General features: G+C 67.3%; 21 protein-coding genes and 1 tRNA gene. 17 read left to right on the forward strand and 5 right to left on the reverse strand.

Annotated features, from left to right (window positions below; all coding sequences use genetic code 11):
- Together AU185_RS03795 and AU185_RS03800 are read left to right on the forward strand one after the other, a co-directional pair.
- Positions 1–666: DivIVA domain-containing protein (locus AU185_RS03795; RefSeq protein WP_286142921.1), on the forward strand; the 666-nt coding region annotated here is incomplete at its 5' end.
- 26 nt (positions 667–692) lie between these two features.
- Complete coding sequence (locus tag AU185_RS03800) at positions 693–1019, forward strand: hypothetical protein (protein WP_059102120.1); 327 nt, start codon at positions 693–695, stop codon at positions 1017–1019.
- 22 nt (positions 1020–1041) lie between these two features.
- On the opposite strand, the gene AU185_RS03805 is transcribed toward AU185_RS03800, so the two are convergent.
- Positions 1042–1716: a phosphoribosyltransferase gene (locus AU185_RS03805; protein ID WP_059102121.1), complete on the reverse strand. Its 675-nt coding sequence runs from the start codon at positions 1714–1716 to the stop codon at positions 1042–1044.
- A 95-nt stretch (positions 1717–1811) separates the two neighbouring features.
- Between AU185_RS03805 and AU185_RS03810 the strand changes: the two genes are divergently transcribed.
- From AU185_RS03810 to AU185_RS03840, 7 genes are all read left to right on the forward strand, one after another.
- Positions 1812–3161 (forward strand): TIGR01777 family oxidoreductase, encoded by a 1350-nt coding sequence (locus AU185_RS03810; protein WP_059156943.1) that lies wholly within the window; start codon positions 1812–1814, stop codon positions 3159–3161.
- A gap of 35 nt (positions 3162–3196) precedes the next feature.
- Complete coding sequence (locus tag AU185_RS03815) at positions 3197–4747, forward strand: phospholipase D family protein (protein ID WP_059102123.1); 1551 nt, start codon at positions 3197–3199, stop codon at positions 4745–4747.
- Positions 4744–6285 carry a phospholipase D family protein gene (locus AU185_RS03820; protein ID WP_059102310.1) on the forward strand — a complete coding sequence of 514 codons (1542 nt, stop codon included), beginning with the start codon at positions 4744–4746 and terminating at the stop codon, positions 6283–6285. The genes AU185_RS03815 and AU185_RS03820 overlap by 4 nt, the downstream gene beginning before the upstream one ends.
- A gap of 56 nt (positions 6286–6341) precedes the next feature.
- Positions 6342–9629: a helix-turn-helix transcriptional regulator gene (locus tag AU185_RS03825; protein ID WP_059102124.1), complete on the forward strand. Its 3288-nt coding sequence runs from the start codon at positions 6342–6344 to the stop codon at positions 9627–9629.
- Between the two features lie 34 nt (positions 9630–9663).
- Positions 9664–11061, forward strand: a complete 1398-nt coding sequence (locus tag AU185_RS03830; RefSeq protein ID WP_059102125.1) for an HNH endonuclease signature motif containing protein — start codon at positions 9664–9666, stop codon at positions 11059–11061.
- Between the two features lie 142 nt (positions 11062–11203).
- Positions 11204–12634 (forward strand): nitrate/nitrite transporter, encoded by a 1431-nt coding sequence (locus AU185_RS03835; protein ID WP_082683732.1) that lies wholly within the window; start codon positions 11204–11206, stop codon positions 12632–12634.
- A gap of 5 nt (positions 12635–12639) precedes the next feature.
- On the forward strand, positions 12640–16587 hold the full coding sequence (locus AU185_RS03840) for a bifunctional nitrate reductase/sulfite reductase flavoprotein subunit alpha (RefSeq protein WP_172800367.1): 3948 nt from the start codon (positions 12640–12642) through the stop codon (positions 16585–16587).
- 82 nt (positions 16588–16669) lie between these two features.
- Here AU185_RS03840 and AU185_RS03845 read toward each other — a convergent pair.
- A tRNA-Leu gene (locus AU185_RS03845) sits at positions 16670–16755 on the reverse strand.
- 83 nt (positions 16756–16838) lie between these two features.
- Here AU185_RS03845 and AU185_RS03850 point away from each other — a divergent pair.
- The 3 genes from AU185_RS03850 (at position 16839) to AU185_RS25505 (ending at position 18989) form a co-directional block, all read left to right on the forward strand.
- Positions 16839–18182, forward strand: coding sequence for a M20/M25/M40 family metallo-hydrolase (locus AU185_RS03850; RefSeq protein ID WP_059102127.1), 1344 nt, complete (start codon positions 16839–16841; stop codon positions 18180–18182).
- A 17-nt stretch (positions 18183–18199) separates the two neighbouring features.
- Positions 18200–18736 (forward strand): YbhB/YbcL family Raf kinase inhibitor-like protein, encoded by a 537-nt coding sequence (locus AU185_RS03855; protein ID WP_059102128.1) that lies wholly within the window; start codon positions 18200–18202, stop codon positions 18734–18736.
- Between the two features lie 124 nt (positions 18737–18860).
- The gene (locus AU185_RS25505; RefSeq protein WP_286132064.1) at positions 18861–18989 is read left to right on the forward strand and encodes a hypothetical protein; all 129 of its coding nucleotides are present in this window, start codon (positions 18861–18863) and stop codon (positions 18987–18989) included.
- Here AU185_RS25505 and AU185_RS03860 read toward each other — a convergent pair.
- The 3 genes from AU185_RS03860 to AU185_RS03870 are packed head-to-tail and all read right to left on the reverse strand — an operon-like array spanning position 18986 to position 21358.
- Entirely contained in the window at positions 18986–20044 is a 1059-nt protein-coding gene (locus AU185_RS03860) for a quinone-dependent dihydroorotate dehydrogenase (RefSeq protein ID WP_172800369.1), read from the reverse strand. The two genes, AU185_RS25505 and AU185_RS03860, sit on opposite strands and share 4 nt — an antisense overlap.
- Before the next feature lie 7 nt (positions 20045–20051).
- Positions 20052–20309 carry a DUF5703 family protein gene (locus tag AU185_RS03865; protein WP_059102130.1) on the reverse strand — a complete coding sequence of 86 codons (258 nt, stop codon included), beginning with the start codon at positions 20307–20309 and terminating at the stop codon, positions 20052–20054.
- Positions 20306–21358: a YncE family protein gene (locus tag AU185_RS03870; protein ID WP_502687980.1), complete on the reverse strand. Its 1053-nt coding sequence runs from the start codon at positions 21356–21358 to the stop codon at positions 20306–20308. The genes AU185_RS03865 and AU185_RS03870 overlap by 4 nt, the downstream gene beginning before the upstream one ends.
- A gap of 129 nt (positions 21359–21487) precedes the next feature.
- Between AU185_RS03870 and AU185_RS03875 the strand changes: the two genes are divergently transcribed.
- Genes AU185_RS03875 through AU185_RS03895 form a run of 5 tightly spaced genes read left to right on the forward strand, consistent with a single transcriptional unit; the run spans position 21488 to position 24838 of the window.
- Positions 21488–21799 carry a hypothetical protein gene (locus AU185_RS03875; protein ID WP_059102131.1) on the forward strand — a complete coding sequence of 104 codons (312 nt, stop codon included), beginning with the start codon at positions 21488–21490 and terminating at the stop codon, positions 21797–21799.
- A 44-nt stretch (positions 21800–21843) separates the two neighbouring features.
- Complete coding sequence (locus AU185_RS03880; RefSeq protein ID WP_059102313.1) at positions 21844–22674, forward strand: undecaprenyl-diphosphate phosphatase; 831 nt, start codon at positions 21844–21846, stop codon at positions 22672–22674.
- On the forward strand, positions 22671–23387 hold the full coding sequence (locus AU185_RS03885) for a histidine phosphatase family protein (RefSeq protein ID WP_059102132.1): 717 nt from the start codon (positions 22671–22673) through the stop codon (positions 23385–23387). The genes AU185_RS03880 and AU185_RS03885 overlap by 4 nt, the downstream gene beginning before the upstream one ends.
- A 46-nt stretch (positions 23388–23433) precedes the next feature.
- Positions 23434–24021: a DUF3090 domain-containing protein gene (locus tag AU185_RS03890; RefSeq protein WP_059102133.1), complete on the forward strand. Its 588-nt coding sequence runs from the start codon at positions 23434–23436 to the stop codon at positions 24019–24021.
- Positions 24005–24838 (forward strand): SCO1664 family protein, encoded by an 834-nt coding sequence (locus AU185_RS03895; RefSeq protein WP_059102134.1) that lies wholly within the window; start codon positions 24005–24007, stop codon positions 24836–24838. Before AU185_RS03890 ends, AU185_RS03895 begins: the two co-directional genes overlap by 17 nt.
- The last annotated feature ends 1 nt before the right edge of the window (position 24839 follow it).

The raw sequence follows: 24839 nt of genomic DNA on the forward strand, positions 1-24839 counted from the left end.
GCCACCGGGACAACCGCGGCACCTTCGTCCGCCTGTTCTGCGCTGAGGAACTTCAGCCCCTGCTGGGCGACCGCCAGTACGCACGGAAAACCCACGCCACAAGAGCCCACCCCGGCGCCTGCCCCGCAGCAGCCGGCCTATGAGGCCCCCTCCGCGCAGGTCAGCGAGGATCAGGCGCTGAAGGCAGCCAAGGTTTTGAGCCTCGCCCAGGACACCGCCGACCGGTTGACCAGCACTGCGAAGGCAGAGTCGGAGAAACTGCTCGCCGATGCGCGCGCGCAGGCCGACGCGATGGTCAGCGAGGCGCGGCAGACGGCCGAGACCACCGTCGCCGATGCGCGTCAGCGCGCCGATGCCATGCTGGCCGACGCCCAGACCCGATCCGAGGCCCAGCTGCGCCAGGCGCAGGAGAAGGCCGACGCCCTGCAGGCCGACGCCGAGCGCAAGCACTCCGAGATCATGGGCACCATCAACCAGCAGCGCACAGTTTTGGAGGGCCGCCTCGAACAGTTGCGCACGTTCGAACGCGAATACCGCACCCGGCTCAAGACGTATCTGGAGTCTCAACTCGAGGAGTTGGGCCAGCGCGGCTCGGCCGCACCAGTCGACTCCAGTGCTGGTAACGACGGCGGTGGGTTCAATCAGTTCAACCGGGGAAACAACTGAGCGCACTGAAGACCTAGGGTTGATCAATGCTGATCGTTGCGCTCGTCCTCGCTGTCATCGGCCTCGCCGCGCTCGTGACCGCGGTCGTCACAAGCAATGAGCTGATCGCCTGGGTCTGTATCGCCGCCAGTGTCATCGGTGTCCTGCTCCTGATCGTCGACGCGGTCAGGGAACGCTCCCGTGGCCGAGCGGCCGGCACCGACGAGGAGCAGGCCGACGCGGAACCCGAGTACTACGAGGACTATCCGGACGACACCCCGGCTGAAGACGAACCAGAATACGCGGACGAATCCGAGGCGGAGTCCGAGACCACGATCGTCGAACAGGCCGATTCCGGCGAAGACCGCCGCTGAGCCAGTCGAGCCGCTGAGTCGTCTAAATCGTTGGCGCCGCGAGTAATTCGCGGACTTCATCATCGGTGACCTGGTGGAAGTCGGCGAACACCTGGCCGACCGCTTCGAACCCCGCCGGCATCGTCGCGCACACCACCTCGTCTGCTTCCTTGGCCAACTCCCGACAAGCCGACGGTGGTCCGACCGGAACCGCGACGACGATCCGAGCCGGATTCTGGGCGCGAACGGCGCGCACCGCGGCGAGCATGCTGGCGCCGGTGGCGATCCCGTCGTCGACCAGGATCACGGTCTTGCCCGCGAGCTCGAGGGGTGGGCGGTCGCCGCGGTAGGCCCGCTCACGGCGATTCAGCTCCTCGGTTTCGCGCGCGATCGCGGCCTGCAGCGCCTCGTCACCGATCCCGAGGTTGCTCACCAGGTTGTCGTTGATGACCACGCCGCCCCCGCTGGCCAGCGCGCCCATCGCGAGCTCCTCCCACTGCGGCACGCCCAGCTTGCGGACCAGGAACACGTCAAGCGGGGCGTGCAGCGCGTGCGCCACCTGCCAACCGACCGGCACGCCGCCGCGCGCCAGCCCCAGCACCACCAGATCCTGATCGCGGTAGGACGTCAACTCGTTCGCCAAGACTTCGCCGGCGTCTCGGCGGTTCTGATACACACGTCTGGCGCTTCGGCGGGCGAGCCCGCTCCATCCGCTCATCACAGTTCGTTTCGATGTCGGGACTTTGTCAGCCTATGTCCGTGGGTACCCCACCCGGGCACAATCCACCGGCGCGACGGGAGCGAATATCAGTCATGGGAATCGAGTACCGCAGCGTCGTCGAACATCCATTGGACGAGGTGTTCGCGTGGCACGCGCGCCCCGGTGCGATGAGGCGGCTGGTCCCGCCGTGGCAGCCGATGAAGGTGGTGGCCGAAGCGGGCTCACTGGCCGACGGGCAGGCGGTGCTCGGACTACCCGGCGGTCTGCGCTGGGTCGCACAGCACGATCCCGCCCGCTACGACCCGCCGCGCCGCTTCGTCGACGTGCTGTCCACGCAGGGACCGGCCTCGTGGCCGCCGCGCCTGGTCGGCAGGTGGACGCACACCCACGAGTTCGCCCCGGCGCCCGGCGGCACGACGGTCTACGACCACGTCGCCACCCCGGTGCCCGCGGCGGCGCTGCGGCCCATGTTCGTCTACCGCCATCGGCAACTGGCCGACGACCTCGCCGCGCACCGCAGCGGCGCCGCCGCCGGCCTGCGACCGCTCACCGTCGCGGTCAGCGGAGCGTCCGGCCTTGTCGGCTCGGCATTGTCGGCGTTTCTGAGCACCGGCGGCCACCGGGTGATCCGGCTGGTACGACGGGCGGCGCACGGCCCCGACGAGCGGCAGTGGAATCCCGATCGGCCGCATCGTGACCTGCTGAGCGGCGTGGACGCGGTCGTGCATCTGGCTGCCTCGTCGATCGCCGGGCGTTTCACCGACGCGCACAAGGACGCCGTGCGTGCCAGCCGCGTCGAACCGACCCGCCGGCTGGCCGAGGCCGCGGCCGACGCCTCGGACGGACCGGGGGTGTTCGTCAGCGCTTCGGCGGTCGGCATCTACGGCTTCGACCGTGGCGATGCGGTATTGGCCGAGGAAAGCGTGCGCGGCGACGGTTTTCTCGCCGATGTGGTGGCGGACTGGGAGGCGGCGACCACACCTGCCATTGACGCGGGACTGCGGGTCGTCACCGTGCGGACGGGAATCGTGCAGTCCGCGCGTGGAGGCACGCTGCGGCTGCTGCGACCGCTGTTCGCCGCCGGCCTGGGCGGGCGGCTGGGCAGCGGCAGTCAGTGGTTGGCGTGGATCGCGCTCGACGACCTGCTGGACGTCTACCACCGCGCGCTCTACGACGCCCGGCTGACCGGTCCGGTCAACGCGGTTGCGCCCCACCCGGTGCGCAACACCGACTACACCAGGACGCTGGCGCGGGTATTGCGGCGACCGGCGATCGTGCCGGTACCCTCGCTGGGTCCGCGGCTGCTGCTGGGGGAGCAGGGGGCCCGTGAGCTCGCCGAGGCCGACCAACGGGTGGTGCCGGCCAAACTGCAGACGGTGGGCCACCGATTCCGTCATCCGTCCCTCGACGCCGCGCTCGCTCATGAGCTCGGGCACGGCTGACGGATAAATTGACGCGCGAGCGGGCACTCCACGGGGTGTCAGTGCTGGCCGAGTGGTTCCTCACGTCAGGTGAGCGCGGCAACCCGAATTGGGCACTGCCGGCATGGAGCGAGGGCAACCAGGCCGAAGCCCTCATTCACGGCGCGACGTACTTCGATCGGCTCGTCACCGAGGTAGAGGCACTCGGGGCCGGCGATCACCTGTTCTTCGCCGACTGGCGAGGCGACGCCGATGAGCGACTGCGCGACGACGGGCCGACCGTCGCGGAGCTGTTCCGCGCGGCGGCGGAACGCGGCGTCCTGGTGAAAGGGCTGATGTGGCGGTCGTATCCGAACCGATTGCAGTTCAACGAGGAACAGAACCGCCATCTCGCCGAGACGATCGAGCGGGCCGGCGGCGAAGTGCTGCTCGACCAACGGGTGCTGGTCGGCGGGTCGCATCATCAGCGACTGGTTCTGCTCCGCCATCCCGACGAACCGCACCGCGACGTCGCGTTCATCGGCGGCATCGATCTGTGCCACTCCCGGCGGGACGACGCGTCGCACCGAGGTGACCCGCAGGCGGTGCAGATGTCGAGCCGGTACGGCGAGCGCCCACCGTGGCATGACGTGCAGCTGCAGGTGCGCGGTCCCGTCATCGGCGCGCTGGACACCACGTTCCGTGAACGCTGGACGGCCCGTGCGCCGCTCGACTTGTTCAATCCGCTGGCGTGGTTACGCGACCGGTTTCTCGGGTCCGAGGCCGCGCGGCATCCGCTGCCGGAGCAGCCGCCCGACCCACCGCGCTGCGGATCGCACGCGGTGCAGGTGTTGCGAACCTACGGCGATGCGTTGATCCAGTACGAATTCGCCAAGGAGGGTGAGCGCAGCATCGCCCGCGGCTACACCAAAGCGGTCCGGCGGGCCCGGCGCCTGATCTATCTCGAAGACCAATACCTGTGGTCAGAGGAGGTCGCGCGGCTGCTGGTCGACGCGTTGAGCGCGAACGAGGATCTACATCTGGTGGCGGTCGTGCCGCGCTATTTCGACCTGGAGGGCGGCCTGGGCCGGCCCCCGACGCTGGTCGGGCGACAGCTTGCGCTGGATGCATGCCGCCGCGCCGCGCCCGAGCGAGTGCACGTGTTCGACGTCGAGAACCACGAGGGCACACCGGTTTACGTGCATTCCAAGGTTTGCGTCATCGACGACACCTGGGCCTGCATCGGTAGCGACAACTTCAACCGGCGGTCCTGGACGCACGACAGTGAGCTGTCGTGCGCGGTGCTCGACGCCGACGGTGCGTTCGCACTCGACCTACGGCTGCAGCTGATGCGTGAACACCTCGACCGCGCCGACGACGGCAGCGAAGACGAGGGATTGGCCGAACCCGACGAAGCGGTACGCGAAATAGTGTCTGCCGCAGAGGCTTTGGAGGCGTGGCACCAGTCGGGCTGCCAAGGGCCGCGGCCGCCGGGGCGATTGCGGCCGCACGAGAGCGAACGAGTAGATCCGTTGACGCGTTTGTGGGCCGAACCGGCGTACCGGATGATCTTCGACCCGGATGGCCGGTCGTATCGCGATCGACTGTTGAGGCGGCGGTGGCCGTGAACGTTCACGAGTGGTTCCTCACGGCGGAGGAACGGGGCAATCCCGCCTCCGACCTGCCGGCGTGGTGCTCGGGCAACCGCGTCGAACCGCTCGTGCACGGCGCGACATATTTCGAGCACCTTGCCACCGAGGTGGAAGCGCTGCAGGCGGGCGACTACGTGTTCTTCACCGACTGGCGTGGGGATCCGGACGAGAAGATGCGTGACGACGGCCCGACGGTGCGCGAATTGTTCTGCCGCGCAGCCGAACGCGGTGTGATCGTCAAAGGTCTGGTGTGGCGGTCGCATCTGGACAAGCTGGCCTACAGCGAGGAGGAGAACCGCCACCTCGGAGAGCACATCGAGGAGGCGGGCGGTGAAGTGCTGCTGGACCAGCGGGTCCGGATCGGCGGTTCGCATCACCAGAAGCTGGTCGTGATCCGGCATCCCGGCGCGCCGGAGCGCGATGTGGTGTTTGCGGGCGGCATCGACCTGTGCCATTCGCGTCGAGACGATGCCTCGCACCGCGGGGATGCGCAGGCGGTGCAGATGTCGAGTCGGTACGGTGAGCACCCGCCGTGGCATGACGTCCAGCTGCGGCTGCAGGGACCGGTCGTCGGCGCACTCGACATGACGTTTCGTGAGCGGTGGAACGACCCGGCGTCGCTCGACATGCTGAACCCGCTGGCATGGCTTCGGGACAAGTTCGGCGGAGCCGACATGACCGCCGACACGCTGCCCGAACAGCCGCCGGATCCGCCGCCGTGTGGAACCCACCTTGTCCAGGTGCTGCGCACCTACCCGGACGCACACTTCGCGTACGACTTCGCGCCGCACGGCGAACGCAGCATCGCCCGCGCCTACAGCAAGGCGGTGCCGCGCGCCCGCCGGCTGATCTACCTGGAGGACCAGTACCTGTGGTCGAAGCGGGTGGCCGAGCTGTTCGCGCGAGCCCTGCGCGAGAACCCCGATCTGCATCTGGTCGCGGTCGTGCCGCGCTACCCCGACGTGGACGGTCGGCTGGCGTTGCCGCCCAACCAGGTTGGCCGCTGGCAGGCGATCGAGACCTGCCGTCAGGCAAGCCCCGATCGGCTGCACGTCTTCGATGTCGAGAACCACGAAGGCACACCGGTTTACGTGCACGCGAAGGTATGTGTGATCGACGACGTGTGGGCGTGTTCGGGCAGCGACAACTTCAACCGGCGGTCCTGGACGCACGACAGCGAACTGTCCTGCGCGGTGCTGGACGAGGACGGTGTCTTCGCCCGTGACTTCAGGTTGCGATTGTTGCGCGAGCACTTGGACCGAGCCGAGGACGGCAGCGAGGACGGGGGACTGGTCGATCCGGTCAGCGCGGTAGACGAGATCGTCGCCGCCGCCGAGGCGTTGGAAGCGTGGCACGCGTCCGGCCGCAGGGGGCCGAGGCCGCCGGGTCGGCTGCGTCCGAACAAAGCCGAACGGCTCGGGCTGCTGACGCGGCTGTGGGCTGAGCCTGCATACCGGTTCATGTACGACCCCGACGGGCGGTCGTACCGCGACCGGCTCAGGCGCCGAGTATGAGCATTGGGCCGTAGATATACGCGCATGCGCTGATGTTTTGCCGGATACGGCGTCGCATGCTGGCTAGCATGAGCGCAACTGAGTGGAGCGAGCTTGGTGTGCGTGGACTTCCGACCGGAACGGTGACGTTGCTGTTGGCGGACGTCGAGGCTTCCACGCGGCTTTGGGAGACGCAACCCCACGACATGAGGGCGGCGGTCGCGCGGCTCGACGAGACCTTGGCCGATCTCGTCGCCGCATATCGCGGCGTGCGACCAGTTGAACAAGGCGAGGGCGACAGTTTCGTGCTGGCTTTCGCGCGGGCTACCGATGCGGTGGCATGCGCGTTGGCGTTACAGCGGGCACCGCTGGCGCCGATCCGGATGCGCATCGGAATCAACACCGGCGAGATCGAGTTGCGCGACGAGGACAACTACATTGGGCCAACTATCAATCGGACCGCCCGGCTACGCGATCTCGCGCACGGTGGCCAGACCGTGCTGTCGAGTGCGACCGAGTCGATGGTGCTCGACCACCTGCCGGCCGACGCGTGGCTCCGCGAGCTGGGCAGCCATCCGCTGCGAGATCTCCCGCGGCCCGAACGGGTCGTCCAACTGTGCCATCCCGATCTACGAAACGAATTTCCCCCGCTGCGGACAGCCGATGCCGTCGAGAAGCGAGTCCTGCCCACTCAACTGACTCGCTTCATTGGCCGCGAGAAACAGATCGACGACATTCGACAGGCTCTGGCTGACAACCGATTGGTGACGTTGACAGGCTCCGGTGGAGTCGGGAAGACCCGCCTGGCGGTACAGGTTGCGCAGTCAATGAGCACCGGCGCGATCTGGTACGTCGACCTTGCACCGATCACTGACCCAGATGTAGTGCCAGTAGCGGTCGTTCGCGCCATGGGCTTGCCCGATCAGCCTGGGCGCTCGACGCTGGAGACCATTCTCGAATCCATCGTGGGACGGCTCGGCTTGATGCTGCTCGACAATTGCGAACACCTGCTCGACGCGAGTGCCGAGCTGATCGTCGCTCTCTTGGAGCAGTGCCCGGAGCTGACGCTTCTGGCGACCAGCCGCGAACCCATCGGGGTCGCAGGCGAACTCACGTGGCGAGTTCCGTCCTTGTCACTGCGGGACGAAGCCATCGAGTTGTTCTACGACCGTGCTCGACACGTGCGGTCGGACTTCACTGCCACCGACGACAACATCGTTCTCGTCGGCGAAATCTGCAAGCGCCTTGACGGAATGCCGCTTGCGATCGAGCTGGCCGCCGCCCGGGCACGAGCCTTATCGGTGTCGGAGATTCTCGACGGCATCCACGATCGATTCCGGTTGTTAACCGGAGGATCGCGAAAGTCGGTGCGACGCCAGCAGACGTTGCGGGCGTCCGTCGACTGGTCGCACGCAATGTTGACGCAACCCGAGGCCGTGCTGTTCCGGCGGCTCGCGGCGTTCATGGGCGGGTTCGATCTCGAAGCTGCACAGTCTGTCGCCGACGGTGGCGAGGTGGCCTCCTTTCAGGTGCTCGACCTCCTCACACTCCTTGTCGATAAGTCGCTCGTATCAGCCGACAGCACCAGCGGACTGATGCGGTATCGGCTTTTGGAGACCGTCCGCCAGTACGCGCTGGAGAAGCTGAGCGAATCAGGTGAGGCCGACACCGTCCGCGACCGGCACCGCGACCACTACACGGCCATGGCCGTGCAGCTCGAAACGCCTACGACCGCCGACCGCGATGGGTTGCTGCAACGCGCCGAAATCGAGATCGACAACCTGCGCGCCGCATTCACATGGAGCTTGGAGCGCGCTGACGTCGACTCTGCATTACGACTCGCCTGCTCGCTACAACCGCTCTGGCTCATGCGGGGTCGAGTGCAAGAGGGCTTGGCATGGTTCGACCAAGGATTCGCGGAGTACGTGGCCGGCGGCGTTGAACTGTCGCCTGTCACCCATGCCAGCGCTCTCGCCGATCAGGCTTTATTGGGTTCGTGGGCTGTCACAACCGGCGGCATCGGCACTGCTGAACAGGCCCTTGCGATAGCGAGAGAAGTTGATGATCCTGTCCTGTTGGTTCGCGTACTCACAGCCTGTATCGGGGCCGCCTCGTTCGATGCCGAGGCAGCGCGCCCACATATCGAGGGGGCCCTCGAATTGGCGCGGGCGTTGGGCGATGACTGGCGGCTCGGTCAGATCCTCGGGTGGAAGGCGTACATCGCGACTCTCGCGGGTGACTCGATTTCCGCCCGCGCTGCGGGGGATGAAGGCTACCTACTGGCCGACGCCGTCGGTGACCGTTTCATCTCGCGTTTCTGTCGGTACTGGGGTCCGGCCATGGCGTCTTTCCAACAAGGCGATCCAGACCGGAGTTCCGCCGAACTTCAATCGATCCTCGTTGAAGCAGACGCCTCCGGAGATGTCATACACGGCTTTCTCGCGCGTATCGGCCTCGGACACCTACAGGTCATAAGGGGAGACATCGCCGGTGGTCGCGCCCGTGCGGAAGAGGCCGTGGCAGCAACGCCAAGACTGGGGCCCTATCTTGAACCGTGGGCTTATGCGCCGCTGGCGCTCGCGGCATTCGCCGAAGGAGACTTGGTCGCCGCCGCAGAGGCGTGCGAGTTGGCGTGGCAACGGATCAGTGCCCAACCCGAAACGGCCATCGCGAACGTTCTTCCGCTGGCGGAGCTCGAACTCGCGCGACGGGACTTGCCCGCGGCCAGGAAGTGGGCCGACGCCAATGTGGCCGTGATGATGGGCTGGCATCTCGCGAAAGCGTTGGTGTCGCGTGCTCGGGTTGCCAGCGCGCAGGGCGAGTTGGAGTTGGCACAGAGTGATCTACATCAGGCGCTCGCATGCGCCGCCGGCCACCAGGCGTACCAAATCGCTCCCGAGGCTTTCGAAATTCTGGGCGAAGTGACGGGCAAGACGGGCGATCACCGTGAAGCCGCGCGGTTATTGGGCGCGGCCTACGCCATGCGGCAGCGAACGGGTCTGGTCAGATTCCCGGTGTATGACACTGCCTATACGGCGTTGGTCACGCATCTTCGTGAAGCTCTGGGAGAGGACGAGTTTCACGCGCTGTGGGACGAGGGCTCGGCTCTCTCGACCGAAGAGGCGATTGCGTATGCGCAACGCGGGCGCGGTGAGCGCAAGCGCCCGTCCAGCGGTTGGGCATCATTGACCCCGACGGAGCTAGACGTCGTCCGGTTGGTCTCCGAAGGGCTGGGGAACAAGGACATTGCCGCGCGTCTGTTCGTCTCGCACCGCACGGTGCAGACCCATCTGACGCATGTGTACGCCAAGCTGGGACTCACCTCGCGTGTGGCGCTGGCGCAGGAGGCTGCTCGCCAACCCTGACCGGACGTCGGTGGGTCCAGATACACTCGAACACATGTTTGAATCCGAGAGCGATGCGGGGTTGCTCGACGCGATACGGGATGCCCAGCATGCCGAACGCGTCGCCATCGCTCGAAAGATTTTCGCCGCAGGCCGGTTCGGTTTGCAGCGCTTCGCCGCGATGGGCAATACGCACGAGAACTGGTGCATCGACGACTGGGATGTCATCGCTTCCGAAGTCGCGGCCGAACTCGGAGTGACCCGTCGACGCGCGTCCTCGCTGATCGATTACGGCCGAACGCTTATCGAGGAGATGCCGCGGCTGGGCGAGGTCTTCCTCGCGGGGCGGGTGGATTTCCGGGTGATCAGGATCATCGACTTCCGGTGCGGATTGATCATCGATGAGCAGGCCATCGCCGCGATCGACGAGATGGTGGCGCATCAGGCGTCGTCGTGGAACAAGTTGTCCGACGCCAAAATTGCCCAGCTGGTCGACTGGATGGTGCTCGATGTCGATCCCGAAGCGTTGCGCGTTGCCAAGGAGCGCGACGACGACCGTTATATCGAGATCACCCCCGATCAGTACGGAACGGCCAATCTCGAGGGCAAGCTGCGCGTTGCCGACGGCGCCGCCCTGGACGAGAAACTCAACCAGCTGGCGACCACAGTCTGCCGAGACGATCCGCGCACCGCGCGGCAACGCCGCTCGGATGCGGTGATGGCCCTGGTCGCCGGAGAGACCACCATGGCGTGCAGGTGCGAAAAGCAGCGGTGTGCCGCCGCGTCCGACGGCCCGGCCGGGTCGTCGGGTGTGGTGATTCACGTGATCGCCGAGGCCGCGACGCTCACCGGTGAGAAGGACACCCCCGGGTATGTGGCCAACTTCGGTCCGGTGCCGGCGCCGTTAGTGCGCGAAATGGCCGCGACCGCCAAGCTCAAACCCCTGAGCGTGCCGAAGGACTCGGTCGCCGAACCTCGATACCGGCCGTCGGCCGCGTTGGCCGACTTCGTCCGCTGCCGTGATCTGACCTGCAGATGGCCCGGATGCGACAAGCCGGCCTGGAAAGCCGACATCGACCACACCGTGCCTTACCCGTCAGGACTGACACATCCGTCGAACAACGCCTGCTATTGCCGCTTTCACCACCTGATGAAGACCTTCCACTGTGGACCCGGTGGATGGAGCGAGCAACAGTTACCTGATGGCACAATCGTTTACACTTCGCCCAGCGGCCGGGTCCACCTCACCGAACCGCTGGGCGCGCAGTTGTTCTCGCAACTCGCGGCGCCCACCGGCGCCCTCACCCTGAGTACCGGTCCGCCGCCAGGTGAGTGGCGTGGTGTGGCGATGCCAAAGCGAAAACGCACCCGCGCCCAAGAGCGGGCGTATCGCATCCAACGGGAGCGCGCGATCAACGCCGCACGCTATGCCGCGGACCCGCCACCGTTCTGATCGCCTGTCAGCCGACGTAACCCACGCCACATTTGTTTCCGGTGCGTTTCAGCGGTCCCGACGTGCATGCGGTGCCTATGTGAGGGGGTGTTGACGTTTCCGACACGACCGTGCAACGGATGCGGAATGGGCTCACGCGACTCTGGTGCCCGTGAAGACTTTGCGCCGCAGCCGCACGATCGAAAACTGGGACGCCGAAGACGTCGAAGCGTGGGAATCCGGTGGCAAGCAGATCGCCAAGCGCAACCTGATCTGGTCGATCTTCGCCGAGCACGTCGGCTTCTCGGTGTGGTCGATCTGGTCGGTGATGGTGCTGTTCATGCCGCAGGACGTCTACGGCATCGACGCCGCGGGCAAGTTCTATCTGGTCGCAGTGCCCACGCTCGTGGGAGCGGCGATGCGCATCCCGTACACCGTCGCCCCGGCCAAGTTCGGCGGCCGCAACTGGACCATCGTCAGCGCCCTGCTGCTGCTCATCCCTGCGCTGCTGACGCTGTGGGCGATGAAGCGCCCCGACACCTCGTACACCACGTTCATGATCGTCGCGGCCTTCGCCGGTTTCGGCGGCGGCAACTTCGCCTCGTCGATGACCAACATCAACGCGTTCTACCCGCAGCGGCTCAAGGGCTGGGCGCTCGGCCTGAACGCAGGCGGCGGGAACATCGGCGTCCCGGTCATGCAGCTCGTCGGCCTGCTGGTGATCGCCACTGTCAGCAACACCGCAGCCGAAGTCGTCTGCGCCATCTACCTCGTGCTGATCGGGCTCGCCGCCCTGGGCGCCGCGCTGTTCATGGACAACCTCGGCAACCAACGGTCGAACATCAGCGCAATGGCAGAGGCGTTGCGGTTCAAGCACTCCTGGGTGATGAGCTTCCTCTACATCGGCACGTTCGGCTCGTTCATCGGGTTCTCGTTCGCGTTCGGTCAGGTGCTGCAGATCAACTTCCTCGCCGCCGGCGACACCCCGGCTGAGGCGTCGCTGCACGCCGCGGAGATCGCGTTCATCGGCCCGCTGCTCGGCTCGATCTGCAGGCCGTTCGGCGGCAAGCTGGCCGACCGAATCGGCGGCGGCAAGATCACGCTCTACACCTTCGTGGCAATGATTTTCGCCGCCGGCGTCCTGGTGACCGCGGGGACCCTGGATGACGGCGCCACTGGAGCTCCGTCAAGCGGTCAGATGATCGCCTACGTCATCGGATTCATCCTGCTGTTCATCCTCTCGGGACTCGGCAACGGCTCGACCTACAAGATGATCCCGTCGATCTTCGAGGCCAAGGCGCAAGGCCGCGATGACTGGAGCCGCGACGAGAAAGCCGCTTGGTCCCGCAGCATGTCCGGCGCGCTGATCGGTTTCGCCGGGGCCATCGGCGCTCTCGGGGGCGTGTTCATCAACGTCGTGCTGCGCGCCTCCTACGTCAGCGATGCCAAGTCCGCGACCAACGCCTTCTGGGTGTTCCTCGCCTTTTACGTGATCTGCGCGATCGTCACCTGGTTCGTGTTCCTACGCATGCAAACCCCGCGGGCCCGCGCCGGCGAGCAGTTCGACAGCGCGGCATCGCCGGTGCCGGCCTGACGCCCATGGTGACCCGGACGGCGTGCTCCTACTGCGGCGTTGGCTGCGGTATCGAGGTGCACACCACGACCGACCGCGAGACCGGCAGACCAGTCATCGCGCGAGTGGCCGGAGACAAGTTGCACCCGGCCAACTTCGGCAGGTTGTGCACCAAGGGCGCCACCCACGCCGAGATGATGCGCGCCGATGCTGGCAGGCTGACATCGGCGTTCCTGCGGCCCACCCGGGACGAGGAACTGGTTCCCACGCCCGTCGACGACGCGGTCGCCGAGGCGGGTCGGCGGCTGCGAGCCATCGCCGACGAGCACGGGCCGGACGCCGTCGCGCTGTACGTGTCGGGGCAGATGTCCATCGAGGCTCAGTATCTGGCGACCAAACTGGCCAAAGGCTTCCTGCGCACCGTGCACATCGAGTCGAACTCACGGCTGTGCATGGCGAGCGCGGGCACCGGGTTCAAGCAATCGCTGGGTGCCGACGGCCCGCCGGGGTCGTACAGCGACTTCGACTGCACCGACTTGTTTTTCGTCATCGGCTCGAACATGGCCGACTGCCACCCCATCCTGTACCTGCGGATGGTCGACCGGCTCAAGGCCGGAGCCAAGCTGATCGTCGTCGACCCCCGCCGGACCACCACCGCCGAACGCGCCGACCTGTTCCTCCAGATCAAACCCGGCACTGACCTGGCGCTGCTCAACGGCCTGCTGCATCTACTGGTCGAGAACGGCGACATCGACCGGGATTTCATCAACGAGCACACCGACGGCTGGGACACGATGCCGGCGTTCCTCGCCGATTACACCCCCGAACGCGTCGCAGCCAGCACCGGCCTCGCCGAGGCCGACATCCGGACCGCCGCACGCATGATCGCCGATGCGGGGGAGTGGCTGAGTTGCTGGACCATGGGACTCAACCAGAGCACCCACGGCACGTGGAACACCAACGCGATCTGCAACCTGCACCTGGCCACCGGCGCGATCTGCCGACCGGGCAGCGGACCGATGTCGCTGACCGGACAGCCCAACGCGATGGGCGGACGCGAAATGGGCTACATGGGACCGGGATTGCCCGGCCAGCGCTCGGTGACCTCGGCAGAGGATCGTGCATTCGTCGAGGAGCAGTGGAACCTGCCGCCCGGCACCATCCGTTCCGACGTCGGCCCCGGCACCATCGACATGTTCCGTCAGCTCGCCGACGGCGAAGTCAAGGCGTGCTGGATCATCTGTACCAATCCCGTTGCCACGGTGGCCAACCGGTCGACCGTGATCGCCGGGCTGGAGGCGGCCGATCTGGTCGTCACCCAGGACGCCTACCGCACGACGGCGACCAACACCTACGCCGACATCGTGCTGCCTGCCGCGCTGTGGGCGGAGTCCGACGCGGTGATGGTCAACTCCGAACGCAACCTGACGTTGCTGCAACAGTCGATTCCAGCGGTGGGACAGGCCCGCCCGGACTGGCAGTTGATCTGTCAGGTGGCCGCGCACATGGGGTTCGGCGACCACTTCTCCTACACGTCCAGCGAGCAGATCTTCGACGAGATCCGACGGTTCTGGAACCCCAAGACCGGATACGACCTGCGCGGCGTCAGCTATGCACGGCTACGCCAGACACCGGTGCAGTGGCCCTGCCCGCCGGACGACGAGGCGGACCGGCACCCCGTGCGCTACCTCAACGACGGGGTCAGCCAGGAGTACTTCGTCGACGAGCACGGAAACGCTCCGCGCCTCGCGTTCCCGACGCCGTCGCGCCGCGCCGTGTTCCACGCCCGACCGCACATGGACCCGCGCGAACTGCCCGACGACGATTATCCGTTGGTGCTCAACACAGGTCGGCTGCAACATCAATGGCACACCATGACCAAGACGGGTTTGGTCGACACCCTCAACAAGCTCGACGCCGGACCGTTCGTCGAGATCCACCCCGACGATGCGCTGACGCTCGGCATCGACGACGGTCAGCGCGTCGAGCTCGCGTCGCGGCGCGGCCGTGCGGTGCTGCCCGCAGTCGTCACCGACCGGGTGCGACCGGGTAGTTGTTTCGCGCCGTTCCACTGGAACGACGACCACGGCGTGGATCTCACCGTCAACGCGCTGACCAACGACGCCGTCGACCCCGACTCGCTGCAGCCGGAGTTCAAAGCCTGCGCGGTCAGCCTGCGGCCGGTCCCTTCGCCGACACTCACCGAACACGAATCGCTCTATGTCGCCGGGTTCTTCAGTGGCCTGACCGAGGCTCAGTCCGATGTGCCGACACTGCCGGTTTCTGCGCCGTTGAGCACCGAGGCGCGCCAGTGGATCAATGGTCTGCTCGCCACGCAGTCGCGCCGGCCGGCCGAGGATCCGGTGCGGCCGCACTCGGGTGACGGGCCGCTCGTGCTGTGGGCCTCGCAGACCGGAACCGCGCAGGACTTCGCCGCGCGCCTGGCCGCCCGGCTCGACGGGGCGCAGCTGGTGAACATGGACGACATGGCGCCCGCCGACCTGGCCGCGGCCCACGACGTGGTGGTCGTCACCAGTACCTTCGGCGACGGTGAGCCGCCCGACAACGGCGCGAGCTTCTGGCACCGCCTGGAGGGGACGGAGGCGCCCGCGCTGACGGGTGTGCGGTACGCGGTGCTCGGCATCGGGGACCGGTCGTATGACAATTTCTGCGGGCACGCCAGGGCGCTCGACGCCAAATTGGCCGACCTCGGCGCCACCCGGCTGCTCGACCGCGCCGAGTGCGAGGCCTACGACGACGAGCCCATGCAGCGATGGGCCGACGACCTGACCGCGTTGCTCAACCCCGGCATCACACCGTCGCCCGCCGCTGGAAGTGTCTCGATCCTCGCGCGGCCCGCCACTGTTGCGCAGCCGTTCACCCGCGCGCGGCCCATCGTCGCCCCGCTGTCGAGGAACGCGGTCCTCACCGGGTCGGCATCGCGAAAAGAAGTGCGCCAGTTGGGCTTCGACATTTCCCAGCACGAGATCAGCTATGCCGCGGGCGATTCGCTGGGAGTGTGTCCCACCAACGACCCCCTAGTGGTCGACGCGTGGCTGGCGGCCACCGGGATGCCGGGTCAGCACGTGATCGAGGTGGACGGCACCGAGCAGTCGTTGCGCGATGCGCTGCTGTCGCACTTCGACTTCTGCCGCGTCACACCGGACCTGCTGCGGTTCATCGCCGAACACAGCCGCGACGCGAAATCGTTGCTGGCGCCCAAAGCCAAGCTGGACAAGTGGCTGCGGGGCCGCAACGGGCTCGACCTCGTCCAGGAGTTCGTCGTGCACGCCGACCCGGACGAATGGCGCGAGGTATTGGTCCGGCTGACCCCGCGCAGCTACTCGATCTCATCTAGCCCGCTGGTCAGCCCGCACGAAGTGCAGTTGACGGTGTCTGTGGTGCGCTACCGCAGCGTCCACGGCGGCCGGCGCGGTGGGGTCTGCTCGACGTTCCTCGCCGACCGCGCGTCGTCGGCACCGGTATTTCTGCAACGGTCGCCGCACTTCCGCCCGCCGGAGGACGGCGCGGTCCCGATGATCATGGTCGGCCCGGGCACGGGGGTAGCGCCGTTCCGCGGGTTCCTGCAGGAACGACGGGCCCTCGGCCACCGCGGCCCCAACTGGTTGTTCTTCGGTGAGCAGCACCGCAGCCAGAACTACTACTACCGCGACGATTTCGAGGACATGGCCCGCGACGGCCTCCTGGACCGGTTGGACCTCGCGTTCTCGCGCGACCAGAAGTCGCGGGTGTACGTCCAGCACAGAATGCTCGACCGCGGCGCCGAGATCTGGCGCTGGCTCGACGACGGGGCGCACTTCTACGTCTGCGGCGACGCCACCCGCATGGCCCGCGACGTGGACGCCGCACTGACCACGATCATCGAGAGACACGGCGGGATGTCGCACGAGCAGGCCCACGACTACAAACGCGAACTGGTCGCCGAGAAGCGCTACGTCCGCGACGTGTACTGACCTGGCGTGATCGCGGCTTCGCTCAACACACTCATCGGTTCGGATATGAATGCGAGCATCCATATCGCTCGACTCAATCGTGTGTCCGAGGGGGGACTTGAACCCCCACGCCCGTTAATAGGGCACTAGCACCTCAAGCTAGCGCGTCTGCCATTCCGCCACTCGGACCTGTTGTGGGCAGCTAAGGCTATCGGATCACCGAGGCCGGACCCAAACCCAGACCCGAACCTGAACCCAGGTCAATGGTACGAATGGTGACTGTGACTGGTCCTGTCAATGCCGAGGCCGAGGTCGTCGACCTCGTCAGCACGCTCATCCGGTTCGACACGTCCAACACCGGCGACCCCGCCACCACGAAGGGCGAGGCAGAATGCGCGCGTTGGGTCGCCGAGCAACTCGAGGAAGTCGGATACGCGACCGAGTACGTCGAGGCGGGAGCCCCGGGCCGCGGCAACCTGTTCGCCCGGCTGGAGGGCGCCGACCGTTCGCGCGGCGCGCTGTTGCTGCACGGCCACCTCGACGTGGTGCCGGCCGAGGCGTCCGACTGGAGCGTGCACCCGTTCTCCGGCGCGGTCACCGACGGTTACGTGTGGGGCCGCGGCGCCGTCGACATGAAGGACATGTGCGGCATGCTGATCGCGATCGCACGGCACTTCAAGCGCGCCGGAATCACTCCTCCGCGCGACCTGATCTTCGCGTTCCTGTCCGACGAGGAGGCCGGGGGCAAGTTCGGTTCGCACTGGCTGGTCAACAACCGGCCCGACCTCTTCGAGGGCGTCACCGAGGCGGTCGGCGAGGTCGGCGGCTTCTCGTTGACCGTGCCACGCAAAGACGGCGGTGAGCGACGCCTCTACCTGGTCGAGACGGCCGAGAAGTCGATGATGTGGATGAAGCTGACCGCGCGCAGCCACGCCGGCCACGGCTCGATGATCCACGACAGCAACTCCGTCACCGCAGTCGCCGAGGCCGTTGCCAAGCTGGGCCGCCACGAGTTTCCCCTGGTGATGACCGACGCCGTCGGCCAGTTCCTGCAGGCCGTCACCGAGGAGACCGGGTACTCGTTCGACATCGACTCGCCGGATCTGCCCGGCGCGATCGCCAAGCTGGGCCCGATCGCGCGCGTTGTCGGCGCCACGCTGCGCGACACCGCCAACCCGACGATGCTCAAGGCGGGATACAAGGCCAACGTCATCCCGGCGTCGGCGGAAGCGGTGGTGGACTGCCGCATCCTGCCGGGCCGCCAGGCCGCCTTCGAGCGGGAGGTCGACGAGCTGATCGGGCCCCACGTCACCCGCGAATGGATCACCGAGCTGCCGTCGTATGAGACCACCTTCGACGGCGACTTGGTCGACGCGATGAACGGTGCGATCCTGTCGGTGGATCCCGACGCCCGCATAGTGCCGTACATGCTCTCCGGAGGCACTGACGCAAAAGCGTTCGCGCAGTTGGGAATCCGTTGCTTCGGCTTCGCGCCGCTGCAGCTGCCGCCGGATCTGGACTTCACCGCGTTGTTCCACGGCGTCGACGAGCGGGTACCCGTTGACGCGTTGAAGTTCGGTACCCAGGTCCTCGAGCACTTCCTGTTGCACTGCTGACCCAGAAAGGACGAGTCATGGCATTTGACTACAACCCGTACGAGTTCCTCCCCGAGTTGCCGTCGTTCACGCTCACTTCCGACACGTTCAACGACGGCCAGGCGTGGGGCAACGACCAGGTCAGCGGCATCATGGGCGCCGGAGGCAGCGACGTATCGCCGCACCTGACGTGGTCGGGTTTCCCCGAGCAGACCCGCAGCTTCGCCGTCACCGTGTACGACCCCGACGCCCCGACCGCCTCCGGCTTCTGGCACTGGGCGGTGGCGAACCTGCCCGCCACCGTGACCGAACTGCCCGCCGGTGTGGGCGACGGCAGCAGTAGCGGATTCCCGGGCGATGCGCTCACGCTGCGCAACGACGCCGGGCTCAAGCGCTTCATCGGCGCCGCCCCGCCGCCCGGGCATGGTGTGCACCGCTACTTCGTCGCCGTGCATGCCGTCGACGTCGAAAAACTCGATCTGCCCGAGGATGCGACGCCGGCCTATCTCGGTTTCAACCTTTTCCAACACGCGATCGCGCGGGCGCTGATCCATGGCACTTATGAGCAGAAGTAGCGAGAAGTAGCGCATAAGTAGCGAAATCCGCTCTGCGCGCTTCGATTACCTGCATGACTGGCTTTTCCCGGGAACTGACGTATGGTCGCGGTTGAGTGATTGCCACTTCTGCTAAGGAGCGACAATGGCTGACAAGAAACCGGGCAAGAACCCTAAGAAGGCCGAACGGTCCCTGAAGGAGCGGCGCGCTGAGAAGCGTCAGCGCGAAGCCGAGGCGGGTGAGTTCATCCGCAAGCGCAAGCGCGCCGGTTAGGCCGCCGACCCCACCGCGTCGGTCAAGGACGCAAAGCCGCCCTCGTGTAGGCGGCGGGCGATGCCGTCGTGAATGCGCTTGGCCCACAGCCCGCCGCCGTATACGAAGCCCGTATAGCCCTGCAGCAGCGAGGCGCCGGAGGTGATGCGGTCCCAGGCGTCGTCGGCGGTTTCGATGCCGCCGACGCTGATCAGCACCAGGCGGTCACCGACGCGCCGGTAGAGCCTGCGCAGCACCTCCGTCGAGCGTTGCGCGACCGGAGGTCCGGAGATGCCGCCGGGACCGAGTTCGTCGACGCCAGGCGTGGCCAGCCCGTCGCGCGACACTGTGGTGTTGGTGGCGACGATGCCTGCCAGACCGAGTTCGGTTGCCAGATCGGCGATCTCGTCGACGTCCTGGTCGGACAGGTCCGGCGCGATCTTCACCAGGACCGGTGTCGACGTCTCCGCCAGCACGGCCGTCAGGATCGGCCGCAACGACTCCACGGCCTGCAGATCGCGCAATCCGGGGGTGTTCGGCGAGCTGACGTTGACCACTATGAACGACGCGAGCGGGCCGAGCAGCCGGGCGGACGTGGCGTAGTCCTGCACGGCCTCCTGCGGCGGGGTGACCTTGGTCTTGCCGATGTTCACGCCGATCGGCACGTCGGGCACGTGACGCGTCAGCTTCACGGCAAGTTCGCCGGAGCCGTGGTTGTTGAAACCCATCCGGTTCAGCAGCGCGCGATCCTGCGGCAGCCGGAACATCCGCGGTTTGTCATTGCCGGGCTGAGCTTGCGCAGTCACGGTTCCGATCTCGGCATACCCGAAGCCAAGTGCCCCCCAGGTGTCGAGCCCGCTGCCGTTCTTGTCGAACCCGGCGGCCAGGCCGAGCGGCCCGGGAAACCTGACCCCGAACACGGTGGAGGCCAGCACCGGATCCCGCGGTCCCAACCAGCGTTTCAGCGCGCGTCGCGGCCACGGCAGGTAGGTGGCGGCGCGCAAGAGGGCGAACACCCAGGTGTGAATCCGTTCGGGCGCAACCAGAAACAACGCCCGCCGCAGCGCGCCGTACATCATCGAGTCACAGCGCGGGCTGCTCGGGAACGCCTACCCGGTCGGCCGCGGTCTTCCTGCGCCGCAGTAACACCCGCCGCGAGCCGTCGGTGTACAGCCGGACGCGGGTGAGTTCCCACCCCCGGTATTCGGCCTCGATGGACAATCGGGTCGACGCGCTGACGCGGGTCACATCGGGCGGCAGCCGCAGCGGAATCCATTCGTAATCGTCGGAGAGGTCCTGATCCCAGCCTGCAGGCAGGCGACCGCGGTGAATGGCACTCACGGGCGCCCACCCGCGGCGTCGGTGATCACCTGCACACCCGCTCCCACTCCGGACACGACGTACAGCGTGCCAGAGGATTCGTCATAAGCCAGGGAGTTCGGTTGCTGCACGGTTCGATATCGCACCTTCTCGACGGGGATCCCGGTGGCCAGATCGTAGCCAACGACCGTATTCGCCGCCGTCTGCGACACCCAGGCCAGCGTCGATGACCCGGCCAGGCCGTAGGGGGCCTCGGGCACCGGATAGCGCTGCCGAAGGATCAGCGGGTTCGTGCCGAAGACCAGCAGTCCGTCGCCGCGGGTGTCGGCGACCAGCACCCGGCCGGCGGGGTCGGCGACCATCGTCGTCGCCCCCTCACCGGCCCGCAGCGCCTGCTCCTGCTCGGTGCCGCTTTCGGACAACGCCGTCACCGACGTCTGCCCGCGATCCAGTACGACGGCCGTATTACCTTGCGTGACAAGGTCATCGACGCGAGCGAAGATCTTCAGCTGTGCGGCCACCGAGCCGTCCGAGCCCAGCGTGTACACCGCACCGTCCGCGCTGCCGAGAACCAGCCGCCCGTCCGCGCGTCGGGCGATCGCGGTGAACTCGGTGTCGGGTTGTCCGCCGACGTCGGACCTGGTCGCGTTACCCGTCGAGAGATCGATCCGGTAATAGCCGCCGCGGGTCGCGGCATAGGCGTGCCCGCCGTCGTCGCCGGTCAACGCGGTCGCGGCGGCGGGCAGCGGCACCGTCGCGACGACGTCGCCCGCCCTCGAGAACACGGTGACCTGCGACTGGCCGGCCGGGCCCGGGGCCAGCACCGCCAACGAGCCGCTCGCCGCGTCGACGATCGCAGCCTGCGCATGGCCCGCCAGCGGCCACACCACGCCGTCCGGCCGGCCGGTGACCGGTGGCGACTCAGCGGCCGACGCGGGCGCGATGGTCGGCGGTGCCACCTCGGCGGGCTCGGACGAACAGCCACCGACCATGCCGACGGCCACGACAATCGCCAGCGACACCACGATCCCGCGAACCAGCTGATTCGAGGCGTTTATGAAGGGCGGCAAGGGGTAGCTCTCGGTCGTGGGTACGGGAAATCGACTGAATGGCCAGTCTAGGCAGCCGGCTCGCCAGGAGTTTCCAGCCGCTCGCCGTGCCCTCCCAAGCGGCGGGCGGGCCGGAGGTATGGTGCGAACATGACCCTCGCCGCAGACCGTGATTTGGGTGCCCAAGAGTTTGCTATAGAGGACATCACCACTGGTGTGCACGCCAGCGGGTTTGGCCAACTCGGCGACGGCCGCAGCTTCTCGTTCCACGTCGAGCGCCAGAATCTCGTCGTCGAGATCTATCGTCCCCGGCTGACCGGGCCCGTCCCGGGCGCAGAGGACGTGGTGGCGACGTCGACCCGCAAGCTGACCGACATCGACCTCACCGACCAGCGCAGCGTGGGTGCCGCGGTCCGGGATGCGGTGGCCGCGGCCCAGCCGGTGGCGCGCGCCGGGCGCTAACAGCCGCCCACGGTACGGTCGTCGTCGTGACGGACGTGCCGGCGATGTCGTGGGTGCAGGTGGTCGTTCTCGCGGTACTGCAGGGGCTGACCGAATTTCTGCCCGTTTCGTCCTCGGCGCATCTCGCGATCGCCTCGCGCGTGTTCTTCGCCGACGACGCGGGGGCGTCGTTCACCGCCGTGACCCAGCTCGGTACCGAGTTCGCGGTGCTGCTGTACTTCGCAAAAGACATCGGCCGCATCATCAAGGCCTGGTTCCACGGGCTCTTCGTCGCCACCCAGCGCACCGCCGATTACCGGCTCGGTTGGTACGTGATCATCGGCACCATCCCGATCGGGGTGTTCGGGCTGTTGTTCAAAGACGAAATCCGCACGGGCGCACGCAATCTCTGGGCGATCGCGATCGCGTTGATCGTGTTCTCGGCCGTCATCGCCGCCGCCGAGTACTTCGGCAGGCAGATACGCAACGTCGAGCAGCTGACATGGAAGGACAGCATCGTCGTCGGCCTCACGCAGTGCCTCGCGCTGCTGCCCGGCGTGTCCCGCTCGGGCGCGACGATCAGCGCGGGCCTTTTCCTCGGCCTCAACCGCGAACTCGCGGCCCGGTTCGGCTTCCTGCTCGCCATCCCGGCGGTGTTCGCCTCCGGGCTGTTCTCGCTGCCCGACGCCTTCCATCCCGTCGGTGAGGGCATGAGCGCCAGCGGGCCCCAGTTGCTGGTGGCGACGGTGATCGCGTTCGTCGTCGGGTTCGCGGCGGTGGCATGGTTCCTGCGGTTCCTGGTCCGGCACAGCATGTACTGGTTCGTCGGTTACCGCGTGGTGCTGGGCGCGGTGGTGCTGGCCCTGTTGGGCACCGGGGTGGTGGCCGCGACATGACGGTGATCCTGTTGCGGCACGGCCGCTCCACCTCGAACACCGCGCACACGCTGGCGGGCCGCTCCGAGGGCGTCGACCTCGACGACAAGGGGCGTGAACAGGCGCAGGCGGTGGTGGCCAGGGTCGGCTCGCTGCCGATCCGTGCGATCGTGCGCTCGCCGTTGCTGCGGTGCGAACGGACCGTGGAACCGCTGGCCGCCGCGCTGGGCCTGACACCGATCGTCGACGACCGCATCGCCGAGGTCGACTACGGGGCCTGGACCGGCCGCAAGATCGCCGATCTGGTCAAGGAGCCGTTGTGGACGGTGGTGCAACACCAGCCGAGCGCCGCTGTCTTTCCGGACGGCGAGGGCCTTGCGCAGGTGCAGGCCCGCGCGGTCGCCGCGGTACGCGAGCACGACCGTCGGCTGGCGGAGGAACACGAGGGCGACGTGCTGTGGCTGGCCTGCACCCACGGCGATGTGATCAAAGCCGTCGTCGCCGACGCGCTCGGCACCCATCTCGACAGCTTCCAGCGGATCACCGCCGACCCCGGGTCGATGAGCGTGATCCGGTACACGGCGGTGCGACCGTTCGTGATCCACGTCAACCACACCGGTGACCAACTGACGGCCGGGCTGCGCCCCAAACCGGCCGAGACCGACGGCCGGGCCGACTCCGGAGAGGGGGAGGTGCCGCCGGAAGATGCCGTCGTGGGCGGGTCGACCGGCTAGTCGCGATTACGGCTGACAAGCCCTAACCGGTATTTTGGAAAGTGCCATGGCCCGCGCAATTCACGTCTTCCGCACACCCGACCGCTTCGTGGCCGGGACCGTCGGCCAGCCCGGCAACCGCACCTTCTACCTGCAGGCCGTTCACGACAAGCGAGTGGTGTCGGTGGTGCTGGAGAAGCAGCAGGTTGCCGTGCTCGCCGAGCGGATTGCCGCGCTACTGCTCGAGATCAACCGCCGGTTCGGCACCCCGATCCCGCCGGACACCGGTGAGGTCGAGGACCTGAGCCCGTTGATCACCCCGGTCGATGCCGAGTTCCGGGTCGGGACGATGGGTCTGGGTTGGGACTCCGAGGCGCAGACCGTCGTCGTCGAATTGCTCGCGGTGTCGGAAACCGAATTCGACGCATCGGTGGTGCTCGACGACGCGGAGGAAGGGCCCGACGCCGTGCGCGTCTTCCTCACGCCCGAATCCGCACGCGAGTTCGCGACGCGCTCCAACCGGGTCATCTCGGCAGGCCGACCGCCCTGCCCGTTGTGTGACGAGCCGCTGGACCCCGACGGTCACATCTGCGTGCGCACCAACGGCTACCGGCGCGGCGCCTTCGCCGAGTCCGACGATGACGTCGACATCTGACCCCGGGCCCGACGCCGCTTGCGAAGACGTCCTGCAGCGCGGCGAGCTCACCGTCATCGGGCGCATCCGCTCGGCGAGCAACGCGACGTTCCTGTGCGAAGCGAATCTCGGTGAGCAGCAAGTGCATTGCGTCTACAAGCCGATCGCCGGCGAGGCGCCGCTGTGGGATTTCCCCGACGGCACGCTGGCCGGCCGAGAACGCGGCGCATATCTGGTGTCGGCGGCGTTGGGTTGGAACCTGGTGCCCCACACCATTATTCGCGCCGGGCCCGCCGGCGAGGGCATGGTGCAGCTGTGGGTGGACCAGCCCGGCGACGAGATCGAAGACGAAAAGCCGACGGGGCCCGACCTGATCGATCTGTTGCCCGCCGGCCGGGTCCCTCCGGGGTTCCTGCCCATCCTGCAGGCCTACGACTACGCAGGCGGCGAGGTCGTGCTGGTCCACGCCGACGACGACCGGTTGCGCCGGATGGCGGTGTTCGACGTGCTGGTCAACAACGCCGACCGCAAGGGCGGCCACATCCTGTGCGGAGTGGACGGGCGCGTGTACGGCGTTGACCACGGGGTCACGCTGCACGTCGAGGACAAGCTGCGCACCGTGTTGTGGGGCTGGGCCGGTAAACCCGTCGACGACCAGACGCTGGAGGCGGTGGCCGCGCTGCGCGATCAACTGCGCGACGGGCTCGCCGCCCAGCTGTGCGATCACATCACCCAACGCGAGGTCGCCGCGCTGCTCGCGAGAACCATTGCGCTACTTGACGATCCGGTGATGCCGACACCCGACCGGCACCGCCCCATCCCGTGGCCGGCGTTCTGAT

The sequence above is a fragment of the Mycobacterium sp. GA-0227b genome (assembly GCF_001499855.1).
Lineage (GTDB): Bacteria > Actinomycetota > Actinomycetes > Mycobacteriales > Mycobacteriaceae > Mycobacterium.